The organism is Paraprevotella xylaniphila YIT 11841, assembly GCF_900683745.1.
Lineage (GTDB): Bacteria > Bacteroidota > Bacteroidia > Bacteroidales > Bacteroidaceae > Paraprevotella > Paraprevotella xylaniphila.
In genome coordinates this window covers 2,579,091-2,596,470 of sequence record NZ_LR215980.1, presented here as the reverse complement: position 1 = coordinate 2,596,470, position 17,380 = coordinate 2,579,091, and the positions used below count along the sequence as shown (strand labels likewise).

Genomic DNA, 17,380 nt, shown 5'->3' with positions numbered 1-17,380 from the left:
AAAGCTTAGGCGTTTCGTTGGGTAAGGGCAAAAAACGCACGGACGGCTGCCCTATGGTGCAGGGCAACCATCCGCGTGGAACGTCCGTTTGCGGGAAAATCCCGGACGGGGGTTAGCAATACATATTCACGATGGCTTCGTAGAGTTCCTGCTTACCACTGGTCTGGGCCGGTTCGCCTTGAGTCTTGGCGTATGCCACTACGTCTTCGAGCGAAAGCTTGCCTTCTTCGAACTCCTTGCCCTTGCCGGCATCGAAGCTGGCATAACGGTCGGCTACCATTTGTTTGATAGGTGATTTCTCCAACAGTTCGGCGGCGTTCTCCAAGGCACGTGCCATGGCATCCATACCGGCGATGTGGGCGATGAAGATGTCTTCCAAGTCGGTAGAGTTACGACGGGTCTTGGCGTCGAAGTTCGTACCGCCGTTGCCAAAGCCGCCGTTGCGGATGATTTGCATCATGGCTTGGATGAGTTCGTAGTTGTCGATGGGGAACTGGTCGGTATCCCATCCGTTCTGGTAGTCGCCACGGTTGGCATCGATGGAGCCCAACATGCCTGCGTCTACGGCACAAGCCAGTTCGTGTTCGAACGTGTGTCCGGCCAGTGTGGCATGGTTCACCTCGATGTTCACCTTGAAGTCCTTCTCCAAGCCGTGCGCACGGAGGAAGCCGATGACGGTTTCCGTGTCCACGTCGTACTGGTGCTTGGTCGGTTCCATCGGTTTCGGCTCGATGAGGAACGTGCCTTTGAAGCCTTTGGCGCGGGCATAGTCGCGGGCTGCCTTCAGCATCTGTGCCAGATGTTCCTTTTCACGCTTCATGTCGGTGTTCAGCAGGCTCATGTAGCCTTCGCGCCCGCCCCAAAACACGTAGTTCGTGCCGCCCAGTTCGATGGTGGCATCGATGGCGTTCTTGATTTGCACGGCTGCGCGTGCCACCACGTTGAAATCCGGGTTGGTGGCCGCACCGTTCATATAGCGTTCGTGTCCGAATACGTTGGCCGTGCCCCAAAGGTTCTTGATACCCGTGGCCTGCATTTTTTCCTTGATATAAGCCACGATGGCCTTCATGTTGGCTTCATATTCCTCGATGGAATTGCCTTCGGAGATGAGGTCCACGTCGTGGAAGCAGAAATATTCGATACCCAGTTTCTCCATGATTTCAAAACCGGCATCGGCCTTTTGCTTGGCGATGGCCAAGGCATCCGTGCCCTCGTTCCAGGGGAAGGTCTTCGTGCCGCCGCCGAACTGGTCGCCGCCTTCTGCGCAAAGGGTGTGCCACCAAGCCATGGCAAACTTCAACCAGTCTTTCATCTTCTTGCCCATGATGACCTTTTCGGCATCATAGTAGCGGTAAGCCAATGGGTTCTTGCTCTCTTTTCCTTCGAACTTAATCTTTCCGATGCCCGGAAAATACTCTTTCTGTGCCATAATTTTTTGGTTTTAAAAAAAGGTTTATGAAATTAATTTTGAGTTTGATGTATTTGTTACATGCTGCGTAGCACGCCTAACCAACGTTGGTAAGCCTCTTCGTAGACCGGCCCGAGGGCGGTGTCCGGTTCGATGACTTTCAGCCGCTCGAGCGAGGCGAACGCTTCGCGGTTGTCTTTGTAGATGCCGGCTCCGATGCCCGCTCCCTTGGCCGCGCCTACGGAACCGTCGGTCTCATACAGCTCGATGACGGCCCCCGTCACTCCGGCCAACGTGTCGCGGAAGAGGGGGCTGAGGAACATGTTGGCCTGTCCGGCGTGTATCTTGTCCACCTCCATGCCCATGCCTTTCATCACGTCGATGCCGTAGCGGAAAGAGAAGACAATGCCTTCCTGGGCGGCGCGCACGATGTGGTTGCGGTTATGGATGTTGAAATTGATACCATGTATGGCGCAGCCTGTTTCCTTGTTTTGCATGACACGCTCGGCTCCGTTGCCGAAAGGAATGATGCTGAGTCCTTCGCTGCCCACGGGCACGCTCTCGGCCATGCGGTTCATCTCCTCGTAGCTGCATCCTTCGGGCACGATGTTGCGGCGCACCCATGAATTCAGGATGCCGGTGCCGTTGATGCAGAGCAATACGCCGAGGCGCGTCTGTTCCGTGTCGGGGAATGCCGTGCGGTTGTAAGTCCCTGCGGCGTGGTTGACGTGGGCGAAAGTGTTGACACGCGAGAGCGGGTCGTAATTCACCGTCCCGTTCACTCCATATACCACGCCCGAGGTGCCTGCCGTAGAGGCAATTTCACCGGGATTGAACACGTTGAGCGAAAGGGCGTTGTTCGGTTGGTCGCCCGCACGGTAGGTCACGGGTATGCCGGCCTTGATGCCTAATTCTCCGGCCACGGCCTCCGTCACCCGTCCCTGCTCGCTGAAGGTGGGGCGTATTTCGGGAATCAGGTCCATGCCGAAGCCGTAGTATTCCATCAGCTCCTTGCAGACGCAGTTGTTCTTGAAGTCCCAGAACATGCCTTCCGAGAGTCCGGATACCGTGGTGCAGGCCGTACCCGTCAGCCGCATGGCGATGTAGTCGCCGGGCAGCATGATTTTGTCTATCTTCTCATATATTTCCGGTTCGTGTTCCTTCACCCATGCCAGTTTGCTGGCCGTGAAGTTGCCCGGCGAGTTCAGCAGGTGCCCGAGGCAGAAGTCCGTGCCTAACGTTTCCATGGCTTTTTGCCCGTAGGGGACAGCCCGGGAGTCGCACCAGATGATGGCCGGGCGCAGGGCTTCCTGTCCACGGTCCACGCATACCAGGCCGTGCATCTGGTAACTGATGCCGATGGCGGCCAGTCCTTCTTTCAGGACAGCGACCGGTTGACCGGCCTTTCCGGCGGCAGCGGCCATGGCTTCGGCCGTGGCGCTTTTCAGGTAGTTCCACCATGATTCGGGTTCTTGTTCCGCCCATCCGGCCTTCAGGCTCAAGATGGGAGCTTCTTGCTTGGGGTAAAAGGCTGTGCCCAACGTCTTTCCGGTTTGTGCGTCCACCACACAAGCCTTGACCGAAGAGCTGCCTATGTCATATCCTATCAAATACATAACAATAGATGTGTTTTTTGTTTTACGGTATTGTTGATAGGTGCAAATATAAGTGAGTTTTCCCGTCGGCGGTTCGTGCGGAGGTTAAAAAAATCTTGTGCCGTGGCGGGAAAAGCGGTTTTTCTGATTTATATCAGATTTATGGGCTTCGGGCGTTTTGTACTTGAATGAAAAAAACGTATCTTCGTCATACGGATTGTAAAGATGCAGAGTTGGATATGGAAAAGGGTTTGACCGCAGACAAGATACCGTCTTTTGCCACATTGTCCGACGGGGAACGCCGGGCGTTGTCGGATATTCTGGTCGTACGGAAAGTCCGGAAGAAACAGATGGTGGTGGAAGACGGGCAGATATGCCATTATATGGTGTACGTGTGCAAGGGGTTGTTGCGCCAGTTCTATTTCAAGAACGGGCGTGAAATCACGGAGCATTTCACGTGCGAGGGCAACATCGCTTATTGCATCGAAAGCATTTTCAAGAACAAGCCGTCGCACCTGATGATGGAAGCATTGGAGAACAGCGAATTGTGCCTCATACCTTATACAGGACTGGTGGAGCTTTCCTTGTCATATAAAGGCATTGCCGAATGGTTGCGCCATTTCTTGGAAAACAATCTGATCCTGCATCAGGTGAAAGCCGATTCATGGCGTTTCGAGTCGGCCCGCGAACGTTACGAACGCTTTTTGCGGGAATTCCCCACGGTGGCAGGCAGGGCCTCGGTCAACGACATGGCGTCTTACCTGCTGATGACCCCCGAGTCGTTGAGCCGGGTACGTTCAGCGGTGTCGAATGTGGCAGGGAAGAAATTAGGTTATATTCAAAAAACAGAAGAAGAATGAAAAGTACATTTGAAGAGGCGTTGGAGCATCGCCGTAGTTATTACTCCATAGGAAGCAGTTCACCCGTGTCGGACGAAGAACTCATGCGTGTAGTCCGCCAGGCAGTGAAACACGTTCCGTCGGCATTCAACTCACAATCGACGAGAATCGTGTTGTTGTTGGGCGACGAGCACCAAAAACTTTGGGAAATCGTGAAAGATACCTTGAAAGCGCGTATTCCGGCCGAGGCTTTTGCCAAGACGGAGGCTAAGATTGACGGTTGTTTTGCCAGTGGCCATGGTACGGTGTTATATTTTGAAGACATGTCTGTGGTAAGAGGGTTGCAGGATGCTTTTCCTTCTTACAAGGATAATTTTCCGACGTGGTCCCAGCATACTTCTGCAATGCACCAGTTTGCCATTTGGGCGATGTTGGAAGAGCGGGGATTGGGAGCTTCCCTTCAGCATTATAATCCTTTGATAGACGAGGAAGTCCGTCGTACATGGGAGTTGCCTGAAGATTGGATGCTGATAGCTGAAATGCCTTTCGGGGTCCCGACCGGCGAACCTGGAGATAAGGATTTTGGGGACGTGGACAAGCGCATGAAGGTTTTCCGTTGAGGATGGGACTTCTACGGTGGCATGTATTTACCATAATCGTTGTTTTCCATTTTCCATCTCAAAGATTCGTTCATCATTTCCACGTGAATGGTTACGAAGATAGAGTAATGCCCCTTCGGGGGCATTATAAGATAAGGAGTCCGATGTTGCGGTTTGTTTTCCTAAAGACTCCCAACCGTTTGTTTGGGCGTAGAATAATTCATATAGGTCTCCTTTACGGATAAAATTGTCTCGGTTGCGTGGAGAAAAGGTTATTTTTTGAATCTGTACAGGGTGGCCGAAATCCAATCCGGCCCAACCGCCTGACGGCTCACGGTAATCCATGGATGTATACGGGTCGCCATCAAATACATTTCGGAATTGGTTAACGATATTTCCGGCTACTGCCCCCGGGGGGCTTATCAGTATGCCTTGTAATGCGGAGGTGTCTGACGCTGATTGATAGAACGCCAGTTCTGAAATATTGCAATGGCGTGTTGGAGGACCGTAATATCGGACATAACGGTATGGTTTGCTTTTGGGAAGTCGGACGGTAGTGATTAAACGTGGAGGGCGTTCAGTAATGATGTGGATTGTGTCCTTCCCTCTGAAATTCGGGTGATTGCTTGCCTCGAATACGCCTCCTACCATATGGGCTTGGAAGTCCTCTTTAAATTTTTGTAATAAAGTGATGGAGTGTTTTTTACCAGAAGGTCGAAAGAAACGTATGTTACCGCTATACTTTTCGAGTAGAAATGGCAAGGAAATAAAAAGGGGTTTTTGATTCCTGCATACAGCCAGTTTGAAAATGACAGATCCTTCGACATTGTCAATGCGTATGGTATCGTGTTTAAAACGTCCATACGCAACGGGCAACCAGTGCATTTGTGAACTCATACATAAATAGACTGTTTCTCCATCCTGAGGCTTGACGGTAAGGCTATCAGCACTGATTCGTAACTGGTGGTTAATTTTATTTGCGTAAATAGCTGTCACATCACGCATTAATGGCTTGCGGAAATTTTTAGGTACATTCGGCATATCGAACTTCAAATCTTGTTGAATGTTCCGGTTCAGGCTGAACGTTTCCCTATAAACTTTGCCTTTTGGATCCCAATAAGTCTCAGCCTTTTCTAAATTCTTGGAATTTTGTCCGATGGATGTGAAGTAGGTACTGTCGTTCTCATCTAAAATGAAATTCCAATAATGGGGTACATTCTTATCTCCCCGTACCAACATTTTATCGCAACCACCTGGTAGCCCCAATGCTCGAAATACATATACAACCAAATCTGTTAGTTCTCGGCAATTTCCGGCACGCCATTTCACCAAATTGGGACCGACGTTGGGACCATCTGGAAATATGCCGGTGAAGAAGATGGGGGCATTTGAAAGGGAATCCATCAGCACCTGAGTTACGGCCCGGATATCGCTTCCGTACGGTGTGTTTCGAATACTATCCAACATCGGGTTGTATCGTTTGTATATTTCCTCACGCCATTCCATCAGTTCTTCATTGCCGATTCGGTATGGCAGAATATATTCCAGAAAGTTTTCGAACGTTACATATTTGCCCCAAGGCTGTTCGCGCCATACCTTGAAAGAAAAGTCTATATTGTGTATCAGATAATCTGCTTTCACGGAAGATATGTCGTAAACAGTATCCAATGCTTTGAGATTGAATTTTCCATCTTTTTGGATGATGGAGTCACGTACGAAAGTAGGACCCCTCCATGCGCTTACGGAGAAACGTTCAAAGTATTGGTAATACTTCTTCAATTCTTCTCCTTGATAGGAATAATGATAGGGCATATTCTCTATCAGGAACTGGGCTGCCCGTAGTTTTAAGCTGTCGTTTTGATAATATTCCAGTACTTTTTCGAGTTCCTTGCGGTTCTTCCCGGCTTGTATCAAGGCTTGTTCCAACGGGGTTTTTGTGCAGGCGGCCAAAATACATAAGGCCGCCATGCACATTAATGGCCAGATATGGTTTCTGTATTTCATTCTTGTATGTACAGACGTTGTGTTATTCTTTCTTTATTAACCCTTCGTCCTCCAAAATCTTCTTATATTGGCAATAATCATATAATTTCTGTTCCCAAATCTCCGAGTCATCTTCATTTTCGTTCGTAGGGGAGATAGTACACTCCTTTTCCCGTATGACGTGCGATGGGGCATCGACTTCTTCAGGTGTGATTTCTACGACTTCTATTTCTACTTCATCCCCCACATGGATGTCTCCTCCGTGCCAACTCCAATTCTCGCTTTCGTTGGTATATCCGGACGGACACCATATCGCTCCCCACCAATGGGAAAACTCAAAGGAAATGGTACATCCTTCAGGCAAACCGACTTTGTGGGTTTGATTGCCCCATGTACTGCTTTTTATGACAAAACCTTTCATTCTTCCTTTATTTTATAAGTCCTTTTTCTTTCAACTCATCTTTAAGCTGCTCGTAGCGTGCTTTCATCTTTTTCCTGTCACTTTGTTGAGTGATAAGTGGTTGTGATGTTTGCTCCGTTTCTACGATGCGTATTTTGATTTTATCTCCTATTTGCAAAGGGCGGTCCATCCAAGTATACCTCTCTTTGAAGCTGCTACCGGCTGCCACCATCCAGTCACCGGTTTTGCTTCCGCATGATACGAAGATGTAAGCAAAATTGTAAGTGCCGATAATGACGGTTTCTTTTTCGTTAAAAATGATTTCTGCTCCTATCATAGTAATAGTCTTTATATTAACCCTTCGTCTTCCAAAACTTTTTTAAGTTTCTGGTAAGTCTTTAACTTGAATTGCCAAATCTCAGGAGAATCATCCTTTTCTTGAGGATTTGGACAGGCATGGGGCTTTTTGAGTACAGGTGGTGTCGCCTCATCGAACTCCGCAAACTCTATGTCTATTGTGTCTCCCACATGCAATTCACCTCCTTTCCAAATCCAATGCTTTTCTTCTTTGGGGTTGTAACCTCCGATGCTCCAATAGCAATATTTGTCTCGTTCCATGGCATTGACCGCGATTCCGACTCCACCGTCTGGCATACCTATTTTACAGGTCTCACCGTTCCAAGTGGTGCTTTTTATAATCAATCCTTTCATTGTTTCAGTCTTCTTCTGTGATTAAACCTTTTTCTTCCAACTCTTTTTTGAGTTGTGCGTAGCGTGCCAACATCTCTTTACGGTCTTGTTTCTCAATTTTTAGAGGGGGAGACGGGGTTGAGGTTTCCACGATTTGGATTTTCACTTTGTCTCCTTGGTGCGGAACGACACTGAGCCAATGGTAACTGTTGGAGTAGTCAAGTCCATGTGCATAGATATAACCCATGTCGTCCGGTCTCATCGCTGTATCAAGCAGAACAAAAGAAAAATTCTCTGCTGCGACCACAACGGGTATTTTGTCGTTGATTTGAATTTTCAGACCTTTCATGCCTTATTTTGTTACAGGACTTGTGTAGAGTCTACCAAGGTTATGCAGAACGGTTTATTGCCGTTTGTTTGTTGGATGATACTAAAAGTTTCATTATGGGTTACGTTGGACTGTCTTGTTTTCGATTGGCGGCAAGCCAAAAGCAAGTAAGATAATAATAAGCCTAAAATACCATGTTTTAATATATCCATCGTCTTTGTAATTTTATCAGGTCATTGTGTGGGCAAAGTTAATGGATATGTTGAAATAATATTTTTTCTGTTGTTACATGTTTTTGTTTTGATGTAACAACATGGTTGAATTACTGGATTTTATGGCATGTCGTTTAAAATATAAATTATAGAATTTAGTAATTTACAGAAAACTAATAATATCTCTTTGCTGTTTACTTGATGATGGACGTTTGCGGGTTGCGTACCCCTTTGGCTTCCGTCAGGAAAGCTTTGGCACTTCCGAAACGCAGGTACATGTCCAGACGGACAGGCAAGTGGTTCTTGTCGTCGGTGATGTAGAATGTGACGACCTCTTCTTCTTTTCCGTCCTCGTATTCCACGAATGAGAATACGAGGCAGCGGTATTTGGTCTTGCTTTCTTCCATCTTGAATGTTTTCTTGCCCCGGTAAATCAACGTTTGTCCTTCTATCTTTCCATTGTCCACCATCGGGAATTTGATTTTCTGGCCTACTTTGTAGTCGGAAGCATCGAAAGAGCGGGCATAGAGCATCATGCTCAGCATGTCATGCACGCATTCCTTATATTCCTCTTCTTTCCGTGTGATTTCATCCTTGTGGCTTTTGAAGCGGAGTTTCACGTGGCTTTGCCCGTTGGGGTAGCTGTACCAGGCTTCGTCCACCGTGTAGCGGTCGCCTTCCAAGGCTCCTTTACGGTAATAATAAGGTACGAGTTGGTCGTCGACAATGCTGACGAGCGTGTCGCGGAGCACGAAAAGCCGGTCTGCCATTTTGTTCCCGCGTGTGATGAGATGGCAGCGGTGCATGTCTTGTCCTTGGTGGGTCGTGTGTTTGATGTTCATGTTGGCACTGCCCACCGTCACCCAAATGAATTTCCAATTAAAGTAGAGCTTATAGGACAGGTCTTCTCCGTCTGTAAAGGCCACGTTTTCTCCCGGGCATTGGGCCTGGGAGGGGGTGAAAGATGCCGCCCATACATGGAGCAGGCATATCAGCATTATTATTTTCTTCATGGTTTCTTGTTTTTATCTGTTTCGTTCTCTTTCCGCATTGCGTTGTTTGATTTTCTTTTCTGCATCCGGCTTTTGTTTGGTGATGGCTTCCGGCTTTTGTTTGTTCAACGGAATGCCTCTCACGTCCCAGTCTTGTTCCACCTCCCAACGTGCCCTGAGGGTCAAAGACTTAGGGAAGTAGAAGACTTCCTCCGGTTGGCGGTTGGCGGCATAGTCGCCGGTGGTCCATTTCCCGTCGTTGTTCCGGTCTATGAAAAGGCGCAGGTAGTATTCGCCCGGTTTCAGATAGAAGAAGTCTGCGCGGTTGTTTACGGCTTTGGCGCTCCGTACCACCTTGTCGCTGTTGTCCATGAGTTGTACGTAGGCAGCCGTGTCCGGCAGGATGAGGCGGATGAACAGCGAACTGAATTCTTCTTCCGGAGTTACGGGGATTTCTTTTTTTATGGCCGTGCTCACTTTACCCAAGATGCTTTTTACGGCATTGCTGTCCGCTTCGAACTTGTATTTGTCTCCGGGATGCCATTCCGCGTACAGCATGTAGCTGCGCATGTCTCCCTCCACCGGAAGGAATAGGTAAGGCTCTTCAAGCCATAAGCTGTCTCTTTGTTTGTAGAAACGCAGTGCGGTGGTGTCTATTCCGGCAACAGGTTCGGCAAATGTGAACTTGATGTTTTGGGTAGGAGCGATACCGCCGCTCGGCTGCATTTTATAAGTGAGGTCTTCGCGTAGGAAAGGGTTGGGCTTGGCGACATACTTTTCCTTTTGTCGGCGTTTGGCCTTTTTTTGTTGGTCTTCCCACTCTTCGATTTTCTTTTGCCGTTCTTTTGCTTGGCGTGCATGGGTAATCTTGGGAATCAGGTCGAGCGTATCCGTACGGTAGGCCAACTGTCCCAATGTGTCGGTATCTAAGTAAGTCAGGCTGAAAGTGAGCGTGTCTTTATAGGCCACCGTGGTGTCGGTGATCCAATAAGTCAGCGTGTCATTGTGCAGGGAACGTTCCAATACCATATTTTCCACTCCCTCGAAATTCAGTCCTTTCAAAGTCGGAATGGTATCTGACGGGCCTGTGAAATAGAGGGTGAACATTTCCGGGATAGGACGTTCGGTCTTTAGAAGATGCAAATCCTGATAGTCTTCCGTGAATCCCCGGAGAATGACATTGTCCGGATAGAAGTGGGTGTAAGGTATGGTCTTGACGGTGTCGATGTGCGTGCTGTCTATCCAAACCGTGTCCTGACGCGTATCGGGAGCACATGTAGGTTCGATGATGACGGAGTCGAAAGCAATCTTTTCGGCTTTTTGGCTGAAGCGGAAATCTCCGTCCATATCCTGCAGGCCGTAGATACGATATTTTCCCGGTGCGACGCCTTTGATGGTGAATTGCCCGCGGCTGTTGGTGCGGGAGACGCGAGTGAAGGATTGTGTCGTAAAGGCACTATCGGCTAAATCGGCATACAGTCCCACTAGCATTCCTTTGATAGGCTCAAGGTTTTCGGCTTCCAACAATGTACCGGAGACTTCCATCGTATCGATTTCCGCACCGGTGGAGAAAGCGTATGTAAAGTTACCCATGGGATTCCCCTCATTGTTGTCTACGATGGCATCGGAGAAGTCTACCGTATAAGTCGTGTTCTTTTTCAGACTGTCGTTCAGGGTTATGTGTATCCTCTTCCCCGAAGTCCTGATTTCCGGCATTTCCTTCTGCGGTGGGGATACCACGACCTTTTCCGAAGCATTCTCAAGCACGATAAACTCGTCGAACGTGAGTGTCAGTTTCTTTTCCCGGTTGTTTACCGACATGTTGGCCGGTTGGCATTTGACCACTTTGGGAGGGGTTTCATCATAGGCACCTCCGTCCGGGCTTCCGATGCTGGCGCAAGCAGCTAAGACGAGAATGCAGAGGAGGGCGATGAGGGGGTATGGTGTGAGTCTTTTTTGCATATTATGCTTCTTTTTGGTTTTTAAAGATTTTCCGGTTTTGCGGGGGCATTCATGGATAACATTTCGTCGATGTATGTGCGCGTGTTGCTCAGGCGCGGAATCTTATGCTGCCCTCCCAACTTGCCTTTGGATTTCAGCCAGTCGTCGAAGAGGTTCTTACGCGCCGGGATAATTTCCAGATGCTGCAGGGTGATGTCCTTGTAACGTTTGGCCTCATAGTCGGAGTTGATTTCTTGCAGTTTCAAATCCAGGATGTGTGCGAAATCTGTGAGCGATTCCGGTTCTTTCGCAAATTCTATCAGCCACTGGTGGCGGCATTTGCCGTGGGCATCCATGTAGACGGGGGCTGCCGTATATTCCCGTATTTGCGCACCGGTGGCTTCACATGCCGCTTTCAATCCATTTTCGGCATTGTCTACGATTAACTCTTCTCCGAAAGCGTTGATAAAGAATTTCGTACGTCCGGTAATAATGAACTTATAAGGGTTCTTTTGCGTGAATTTTACGGTATCGCCAATCATGTACCTCCACAAACCGGCCGAGGTGCTGATGACCATGGCGTAGTTCTTGCCGGTTTCCACTCCCCAAAGTGGCACGATTTGGGGATTTTCTTTATCTATTTCGTCCATCGGGATGAATTCATAGAACACTCCGTAGTCTATCATCAGGAGCATGGACCGGTCTTGCAAATCGTTTTGTAGCCCGAAGAACCCTTCGCTGGCATTGTACGTTTCCATGTAATGCATGTCGGATGCAGTGACGAGTTGCCGGTATTGTTCGCGGTAGGGGGTAAAGGCTACGCCTCCGTGGAAGAAGACCTCGATGCCCGGCCATACGTCTTCCAGGTGGGTTTTGCCGGAAATGTCCATGACACGAGTCAATACGGACAACATCCACGACGGAACTCCGCTCAGGTTCGTCACGTTTTCTCTGATGGCAGCTTGGGCTATCCTTTCGCGTTTCTCTTCAAAATCGCCCAATAATGCGACTTTTTTGGAGGGAATGCGGAAATAGTTGACGAACGGACTGGCGTTTTCGATTAATATGGCACTCAAATCTCCTACCAGGCTATGGGGGAGGTTGTAATTGGGCGAATGGCTTCCTCCGAGTATCAATGCTTTGCCGTCGAACATCCTGCTCCGGGGATTCTGCCCCAGATATAAGGCTACGGCATCCGTCCCGCCACGGTAATGCGTGTCTTGCAGGCATTCTTTGCTGACGGGAATGAATTTGCTTTTGTCATTGGTTGTGCCGGATGATTTGGCATACCACCGGACCTGTCCGCTCCATAATACGTCTTTTTCCCCGTGCCGCATACGGTCGATGTAACTTTTGAGTTCCTCGTAAGTGTTTACCGGAGAGGTTTTCGTAAAGGAATCATAGTCTTTGACTTGTGCAAATCCATGTGTTTGTCCCCATTCCGTATGAATAGCTTGACAGATGAGTTTATGAAGAACGTTTAATTGCAGTTCTTCCGTTTGGTTTTCATATTTGGATATGCTTTTTCGTCTGCCTGAAAGAAAGCAGCTGACTAACTTCGTCTTATTCATGTCGTATTTCCGCAGGAATCATTTTATTCTCTTGCAAAAATAACTTAAAGTTATCAGAATAACGAACTTTATACAGATTTTAATGGACTATGTGTCGCTATCTATGTACTTATAGTTCGGCTTGCATTATCTTCGGCTAACCATTCTGAAATCGGGGGATTCTGTGACAGAGACTTGAAGCTTCGGTGGAGCAATTACCGTTATGGTTTGCTGTTCGTTGTCTTGTATGGTCATTTCAGACAAAGCCTCTTTTTGTTTTTTGTTGGAAAGGATTTTGTCAACCAGTTTGGGGGATTTCCTCAATAGTGCCAGAGTGTCTTTTGCAGCCAGTTGTTGGCTCTCTTTTTTAGAATAGCCTCTTCCTTTGCAACATGTCACTCCTTCGATTGTGATTTGGGTGGTAAAAACGGGCGTACTGTTTCCCTCCTGTGCCTGATCTATCAGGTCGAAGGTAATTTCAACTCGCCTCTTTTGTCCCCATTCAATTAATTTGCTTTTGAAATTGACTTCTTTATAGGCCAGTTTGTCGATATTGATTAACTGGGTCATGATGCGTTTGCCGATAAAACGCATGCAATAGGAATAGCCCCGGTCCAGATAAATCGCACCGACCATGGCTTCAAAAGCATTGCCACACATATAGCTGTTGTGGGTGGAGGAATGTGTGGATGAAATGATAAGTTTATCCAAACCGATTTCTACGGCCAATCTGTTCAATGTTTCACGTTGTACGATTTTGCTGCGGGTGTTGGTGAGGAAACCTTCATGTTTGCCTTTGAAGTGGCGGAAGACAATATCTCCTACGACGGCATCCAAAATGGCGTCGCCCAAAAATTCCAACCGTTCGTTATTAATCCAACTTCCTTGCTTTTTTATAGATGAGGACTTATGATGCAATGCCTGTTCGTAATATTGGATATGGTGCGGATAGAATCCTAATATCTTATAAAAAGAAGAATAAAGCTCCTTGTCTTTTCTGAAAGGGAGCCTTATTCTTTCTATGATATCTTTGGGATACACGACTTATTCAGCGTATTTCTTAAAGATTACACATGCATTGTGCCCACCAAAACCGAAAGTGTTGCTTAGAGCGGCACGCACGGTACGCTTCTGAGCAATATTAAAGGTGAAGTTCAGATCATAGTCGATTTCTTCATCTTTGTCATCTTCCTCATGGTTGATAGTGGGGGGTATGATATCTTCTTTTACTGCCATCACACTGGCCATTGCTTCCACAGCACCGGCGGCACCGAGCAGATGTCCTGTCATAGACTTAGTAGAACTAATATTCAATTCGTAAGCGTGTGGACCGAAAACATCTTTGATGGCTTTGGCTTCCGAAATGTCTCCGACATGAGTTGAAGTACCGTGTACATTGATATAATCAATATCTTCCGGTTTCATTTCAGCGTCTTCGAGAGCTCTTTCCATAACCAGTTTGGCACCTAACCCTTCCGGGTGGGAGGCCGTGATGTGGTGGGCATCAGCTGACATGCCTGCACCGGCCATTTCAGCGTAAATTTTAGCTCCACGTGCTTTGGCATGTTCCAATTCTTCCAAAATCAGACATCCGGCACCTTCACCCATAACGAAACCGTCGCGACTTGCGCTGAATGGGCGGGATGCGTGTTGTGGGTCATCATTCCGGGTAGAAAGAGCTTTCATGGCATTAAAACCACCTACGCCGGCTGGCCATATAGCCGCTTCCGCACCACCGCTGAGAATCATATCTGCCTTGCCCAAACGGATAAGGTTGAATGCGTCAGCCAAAGCGTTGGTAGAAGATGCGCATGCCGAAGTGGTCGTGTAGTTCGGGCCATGGAAACCATACATAATAGAAATATGACCGCTTGCAATGTCTGCAATCATTTTCGGGATGAAGAATGGGTTGTATTTGGGACCCAATTCTTTTCCTGTAAGTGCATACGCTCCGGCTTCTTCTTCAAAAGTGTGGATTCCACCGATTCCCACCCCGAAGACAACACCTATACGGTCTTTGTTCACAGCTTCCAAATCCATGCCAGAATCGTCTACGGCCATTTTGGCTGCAGCCAAGGCATATTGGGTGTACAAGTCCATTCTGCGTGCTTCTTTGCGGTCAATGTAGTCGCCTACATTGAAATTTTTCACCTCGCAAGCAAATTGAGTCTTGAACAAGGAAGCATCGAAATGTGTAATAGGTCCGGCACCACTTACTCCCTCAATCAAATTCTTCCAAGTTTCCTCGGTCGTATTTCCCAATGGAGTAACGGCACCCATACCTGTTACCACAACTCTTTTTAATTCCATTATCTTCGTTTAGAGAAAATATTATTTTGCGTTAGCTTCGATATAGCTAATAGCGTCACCTACAGTCGTGATCTTCTCAGCTTGATCATCGGGAATATTGATACCGAATTCCTTTTCAAATTCCATGATCAATTCTACTGTATCCAATGAATCAGCACCTAAATCGTTTGTGAAACTTGCTGTGGCTACTACTTCTGCTTCGTCAACACCCAACTTATCAACGATGATAGCTTTTACTTTTGATTCAATTTCAGACATAATTGTAATTTTTTGATTATTATTAATGTAATTCTGTAAATCCAAGTGCAAAGGAACTTTTTTTTTCCCACTTATGCAAGCAATTAAGTAAATAAATTGCTCTTTTTTGCACAAAAGTATATGTAGTGTGCAGTATTTGCTCCCTTTTACGAGACTTATTCTATGAATTCTCTTCTTAACGGGTAATTACCTCTCAATTCTTCGAACATGGTGGGATGGGACTTGAGTTTCAAACTATCCGTGTGTGGATTATATAAAGCCAATGCCCGTTCTGTTTCCGTGAGATTGGGTTTCGGTAGCTCTTCTTTAGGAAGTTGAGGAACACGGATTTGGAAAGTGGCCTGAAGGTGGAAATGGTTGCACAATGCTGTGAGTGCCATACGGGTGGCATTGGCTTTTCCGTCGGCGGAGTAACCTGCGATATGCGGGGTTCCTATATATATAAGGTTGAGAAGTTCTTGATTGATATTCGGTTCATTCTCCCAAGTATCGATAATAGCATCTCGGATAATACCATCTTTTAAGGCTTGAAGTACGTCCGTATTATCCACGACAGCCCCTCGGCTTGTATTGATAATGATGGGTCGTTTTTTTAGTGCGTTGAAGAATGTTTTGTTCGCTAAATGGAAAGTCGGATAAGAACCTTTTGTGATTAATGGAGTATGAAACGAGATGATGTCGCACTTCTCTTGCAGCTCTTCCATGTTCAAAAAAAACTCATGAGGCTTTCCGGCTTTACACAAGGCTTCTTTTTGTGGTGGGTCATTGAGAAGGATTTGTACTCCCAAAGGGCGTATAGCTTCGATAACGGCATGGCCCACATGTCCTACTCCGACTAATCCGACCGTAGTCTTCGATAGGTCGTATCCTTTTTCTTTTTCCAAAAGCAAAAGGCATGAATGGATGTATTGTCCTACGGAATTGGCATTGCAACCGGGACAGTTGGCCCATGTGATATGGGCGCGTTTCAGATATTCAATGTCAAGGTGGTCATATCCGATAGTGGCGGTAGCGATAAAAGAAACTTTACTCCCTTTCAGAAGGGTTTCGTCGCAACGAGTGCGGGTTCTGATAATCAGGGCATCGGCATCATGTATATCGTCGGGGCTGATGGCTATCCCGGGTTTGTAAATCACATCGGTGGAAATCTGGGCGATAGCCTCTCGGATAAATGGGATTTTGTCGTCAACAACTATTTTCATGATGCAAAGTTAATGAGTTTTTATTATAGAATTATTGCCGATTCAAAAAAGTTTGTTTAGCTTTGCAATATTCTTTAAATAGAGGCACTTTTTTATTGTGTCATTAAAGTCGATACGGAATTTGTATGGAGAAACAAGACAAATGGACCAACTTGATGTATTACGTAGTGTTTGGCTTGAGCCATTTGCTATCCTTGCTTCCTTTTTGCGTTTTATATTTTCTGTCAGATGTCCTGTATTTGATAGTGTATCATTGCATCAAATATCGGCGTGATGTAGTAAGGGATAACCTATTGAAGTCTTTTCCCGAAAAGTCATCGGATGAGATTGTCCGGATAGAAAAGAAATTTTATCACTTTTTTTGCGATTATTTTGTAGAAACTTTGAAGCTGACTTCCATTTCGAAAAAGGAAATGAAGGAGCGGATGGTATTTCATGGAGTAGAGCAGGTGGAACAGGCTGTGCGCGAAGAGGGGCATAATTTCATATTCCTTTATCTTGGGCATTATTGTAATTGGGAGTGGGTGGCATCATTACCCTATACCATATCTCCTTCTATCCATTGTGCACAAATTTACCATCCTTTGTATAATAAAGCCGTGGATAGGTTCTTTTTGAAATTGAGAAACCAGTTCGGTGGGGAATGTATTCCGATGAAAAATACATTGAGGCGTGTGATTGAACTGAAACGGGAAAAGCGCCCTGCGATGATTGGCTTTATATCCGACCAACTACCCAAGTGGAACAGCATGCATTTTTTTGTTCCCTTCCTGCACCGTGAAACCGCTGTTTTTACCGGAGCGGAGCAGATAGGGCGGCAGGTAAAAGCGGTTTATTTTTTTGCGGATATCATTCGTCCCCGTAGGGGTTATTATGAGTGTACGTTCAGACGGATGGAGATACCGGAGGTAAATCGTACGGAATATGATATGACAGCTATGTTCATGGAACAATTGGAGCAAATGATCAGGAAAGCTCCGCAATATTGGCTGTGGACGCATAAGAGATGGAAGCGTACCAAGGAAGAATGGCTGAGACGCCAACAAGATTCGACAATAAAATGATTAAATGTG

At 46.9% G+C, this 17,380-nt stretch carries 17 protein-coding genes; 3 read left to right on the top strand and 14 right to left on the bottom strand.

The annotated features are described in order from the left end of the window. Window positions 1-112: 112 nt before the first annotated feature. Together xylA and E0E47_RS11040 are read right to left on the bottom strand one after the other, a co-directional pair. Window positions 113-1,429: a xylose isomerase gene (gene xylA, locus E0E47_RS11045; RefSeq protein WP_130893695.1), complete on the bottom strand. Its 1,317-nt coding sequence runs from the start codon at window positions 1,427-1,429 to the stop codon at window positions 113-115. A gap of 56 nt (window positions 1,430-1,485) precedes the next feature. Next, window positions 1,486-3,024 carry a xylulokinase gene (locus E0E47_RS11040; RefSeq protein ID WP_130893694.1) on the bottom strand — a complete coding sequence of 513 codons (1,539 nt, stop codon included), beginning with the start codon at window positions 3,022-3,024 and terminating at the stop codon, window positions 1,486-1,488. 218 nt (window positions 3,025-3,242) lie between these two features. On the opposite strand from E0E47_RS11040, the gene E0E47_RS11030 reads away from it, so the two are divergent. Further along, window positions 3,243-3,863 (top strand): Crp/Fnr family transcriptional regulator, encoded by a 621-nt coding sequence (locus E0E47_RS11030; protein WP_232038416.1) that lies wholly within the window; start codon window positions 3,243-3,245, stop codon window positions 3,861-3,863. Further along, window positions 3,860-4,462: a nitroreductase family protein gene (locus E0E47_RS11025; RefSeq protein ID WP_130893691.1), complete on the top strand. Its 603-nt coding sequence runs from the start codon at window positions 3,860-3,862 to the stop codon at window positions 4,460-4,462. The genes E0E47_RS11030 and E0E47_RS11025 overlap by 4 nt, the downstream gene beginning before the upstream one ends. A 27-nt stretch (window positions 4,463-4,489) precedes the next feature. Here the strand turns inward: E0E47_RS11025 and E0E47_RS11020 are convergent, their stop codons facing one another. The 12 genes from E0E47_RS11020 to E0E47_RS10965 all read right to left on the bottom strand — a co-directional run bounded on the left by E0E47_RS11020 (window position 4,490) and on the right by E0E47_RS10965 (window position 16,307). Beyond that, window positions 4,490-6,253 (bottom strand): hypothetical protein, encoded by a 1,764-nt coding sequence (locus E0E47_RS11020; protein WP_130893690.1) that lies wholly within the window; start codon window positions 6,251-6,253, stop codon window positions 4,490-4,492. Between the two features lie 214 nt (window positions 6,254-6,467). Continuing rightward, window positions 6,468-6,845 carry a hypothetical protein gene (locus tag E0E47_RS11015; RefSeq protein WP_130893689.1) on the bottom strand — a complete coding sequence of 126 codons (378 nt, stop codon included), beginning with the start codon at window positions 6,843-6,845 and terminating at the stop codon, window positions 6,468-6,470. A gap of 7 nt (window positions 6,846-6,852) precedes the next feature. After that, window positions 6,853-7,161, bottom strand: a complete 309-nt coding sequence (locus E0E47_RS11010; protein WP_130893688.1) for a hypothetical protein — start codon at window positions 7,159-7,161, stop codon at window positions 6,853-6,855. Between the two features lie 11 nt (window positions 7,162-7,172). After that, window positions 7,173-7,535 (bottom strand): hypothetical protein, encoded by a 363-nt coding sequence (locus E0E47_RS11005; RefSeq protein ID WP_130893687.1) that lies wholly within the window; start codon window positions 7,533-7,535, stop codon window positions 7,173-7,175. Window positions 7,536-7,539: 4 nt separating this feature from the next. Then, window positions 7,540-7,863: a hypothetical protein gene (locus E0E47_RS11000; RefSeq protein ID WP_130893686.1), complete on the bottom strand. Its 324-nt coding sequence runs from the start codon at window positions 7,861-7,863 to the stop codon at window positions 7,540-7,542. 385 nt (window positions 7,864-8,248) lie between these two features. After that, the gene (locus E0E47_RS10995) at window positions 8,249-9,067 is read right to left on the bottom strand and encodes a DUF3108 domain-containing protein (protein WP_130893685.1); all 819 of its coding nucleotides are present in this window, start codon (window positions 9,065-9,067) and stop codon (window positions 8,249-8,251) included. A gap of 12 nt (window positions 9,068-9,079) precedes the next feature. Continuing rightward, window positions 9,080-11,008: an Ig-like domain-containing domain gene (locus E0E47_RS10990; protein WP_130893684.1), complete on the bottom strand. Its 1,929-nt coding sequence runs from the start codon at window positions 11,006-11,008 to the stop codon at window positions 9,080-9,082. Window positions 11,009-11,028: 20 nt separating this feature from the next. Then, window positions 11,029-12,558, bottom strand: coding sequence for a GH3 auxin-responsive promoter family protein (locus E0E47_RS10985; RefSeq protein ID WP_130893683.1), 1,530 nt, complete (start codon window positions 12,556-12,558; stop codon window positions 11,029-11,031). Between the two features lie 126 nt (window positions 12,559-12,684). Further along, on the bottom strand, window positions 12,685-13,578 hold the full coding sequence (gene rnc, locus E0E47_RS10980; protein ID WP_130893682.1) for a ribonuclease III: 894 nt from the start codon (window positions 13,576-13,578) through the stop codon (window positions 12,685-12,687). A 3-nt stretch (window positions 13,579-13,581) separates the two neighbouring features. Next, on the bottom strand, window positions 13,582-14,847 hold the full coding sequence (gene fabF, locus E0E47_RS10975; RefSeq protein WP_130893681.1) for a beta-ketoacyl-ACP synthase II: 1,266 nt from the start codon (window positions 14,845-14,847) through the stop codon (window positions 13,582-13,584). 21 nt (window positions 14,848-14,868) lie between these two features. Then, complete coding sequence (locus tag E0E47_RS10970) at window positions 14,869-15,105, bottom strand: acyl carrier protein (protein ID WP_021979430.1); 237 nt, start codon at window positions 15,103-15,105, stop codon at window positions 14,869-14,871. 155 nt (window positions 15,106-15,260) lie between these two features. After that, entirely contained in the window at window positions 15,261-16,307 is a 1,047-nt protein-coding gene (locus tag E0E47_RS10965) for an NAD(P)-dependent oxidoreductase (protein WP_172604693.1), read from the bottom strand. Window positions 16,308-16,432: 125 nt separating this feature from the next. On the opposite strand from E0E47_RS10965, the gene E0E47_RS10960 reads away from it, so the two are divergent. Continuing rightward, on the top strand, window positions 16,433-17,371 hold the full coding sequence (locus E0E47_RS10960) for a lysophospholipid acyltransferase family protein (RefSeq protein ID WP_130893680.1): 939 nt from the start codon (window positions 16,433-16,435) through the stop codon (window positions 17,369-17,371). Window positions 17,372-17,380 lie beyond the last annotated feature (9 nt).

Excerpts from the sequence above, each read along its gene's own strand:
- xylA (WP_130893695.1), bottom strand. The coding sequence starts at position 1,429 with ATGGCACAGAAAGAGTATTTTCCGGGCATCGGAAAGATTAAGTTCGAA.
- E0E47_RS11040 (WP_130893694.1), bottom strand. The coding sequence starts at position 3,024 with ATGTATTTGATAGGATATGACATAGGCAGCTCTTCGGTCAAGGCTTGT.
- E0E47_RS11030 (WP_232038416.1), top strand. The coding sequence starts at position 3,243 with ATGGAAAAGGGTTTGACCGCAGACAAGATACCGTCTTTTGCCACATTG.
- E0E47_RS11025 (WP_130893691.1), top strand. The coding sequence starts at position 3,860 with ATGAAAAGTACATTTGAAGAGGCGTTGGAGCATCGCCGTAGTTATTAC.
- E0E47_RS11020 (WP_130893690.1), bottom strand. The coding sequence starts at position 6,253 with ATGCCCTATCATTATTCCTATCAAGGAGAAGAATTGAAGAAGTATTAC.
- E0E47_RS11015 (WP_130893689.1), bottom strand. The coding sequence starts at position 6,845 with ATGAAAGGTTTTGTCATAAAAAGCAGTACATGGGGCAATCAAACCCAC.
- E0E47_RS11010 (WP_130893688.1), bottom strand. The coding sequence starts at position 7,161 with ATGATAGGAGCAGAAATCATTTTTAACGAAAAAGAAACCGTCATTATC.
- E0E47_RS11005 (WP_130893687.1), bottom strand. The coding sequence starts at position 7,535 with ATGAAAGGATTGATTATAAAAAGCACCACTTGGAACGGTGAGACCTGT.
- E0E47_RS11000 (WP_130893686.1), bottom strand. The coding sequence starts at position 7,863 with ATGAAAGGTCTGAAAATTCAAATCAACGACAAAATACCCGTTGTGGTC.
- E0E47_RS10995 (WP_130893685.1), bottom strand. The coding sequence starts at position 9,067 with ATGAAGAAAATAATAATGCTGATATGCCTGCTCCATGTATGGGCGGCA.
- E0E47_RS10990 (WP_130893684.1), bottom strand. The coding sequence starts at position 11,008 with ATGCAAAAAAGACTCACACCATACCCCCTCATCGCCCTCCTCTGCATT.
- E0E47_RS10985 (WP_130893683.1), bottom strand. The coding sequence starts at position 12,558 with ATGAATAAGACGAAGTTAGTCAGCTGCTTTCTTTCAGGCAGACGAAAA.
- fabF (WP_130893681.1), bottom strand. The coding sequence starts at position 14,847 with ATGGAATTAAAAAGAGTTGTGGTAACAGGTATGGGTGCCGTTACTCCA.
- E0E47_RS10970 (WP_021979430.1), bottom strand. The coding sequence starts at position 15,105 with ATGTCTGAAATTGAATCAAAAGTAAAAGCTATCATCGTTGATAAGTTG.
- E0E47_RS10965 (WP_172604693.1), bottom strand. The coding sequence starts at position 16,307 with ATGAAAATAGTTGTTGACGACAAAATCCCATTTATCCGAGAGGCTATC.
- E0E47_RS10960 (WP_130893680.1), top strand. The coding sequence starts at position 16,433 with ATGGAGAAACAAGACAAATGGACCAACTTGATGTATTACGTAGTGTTT.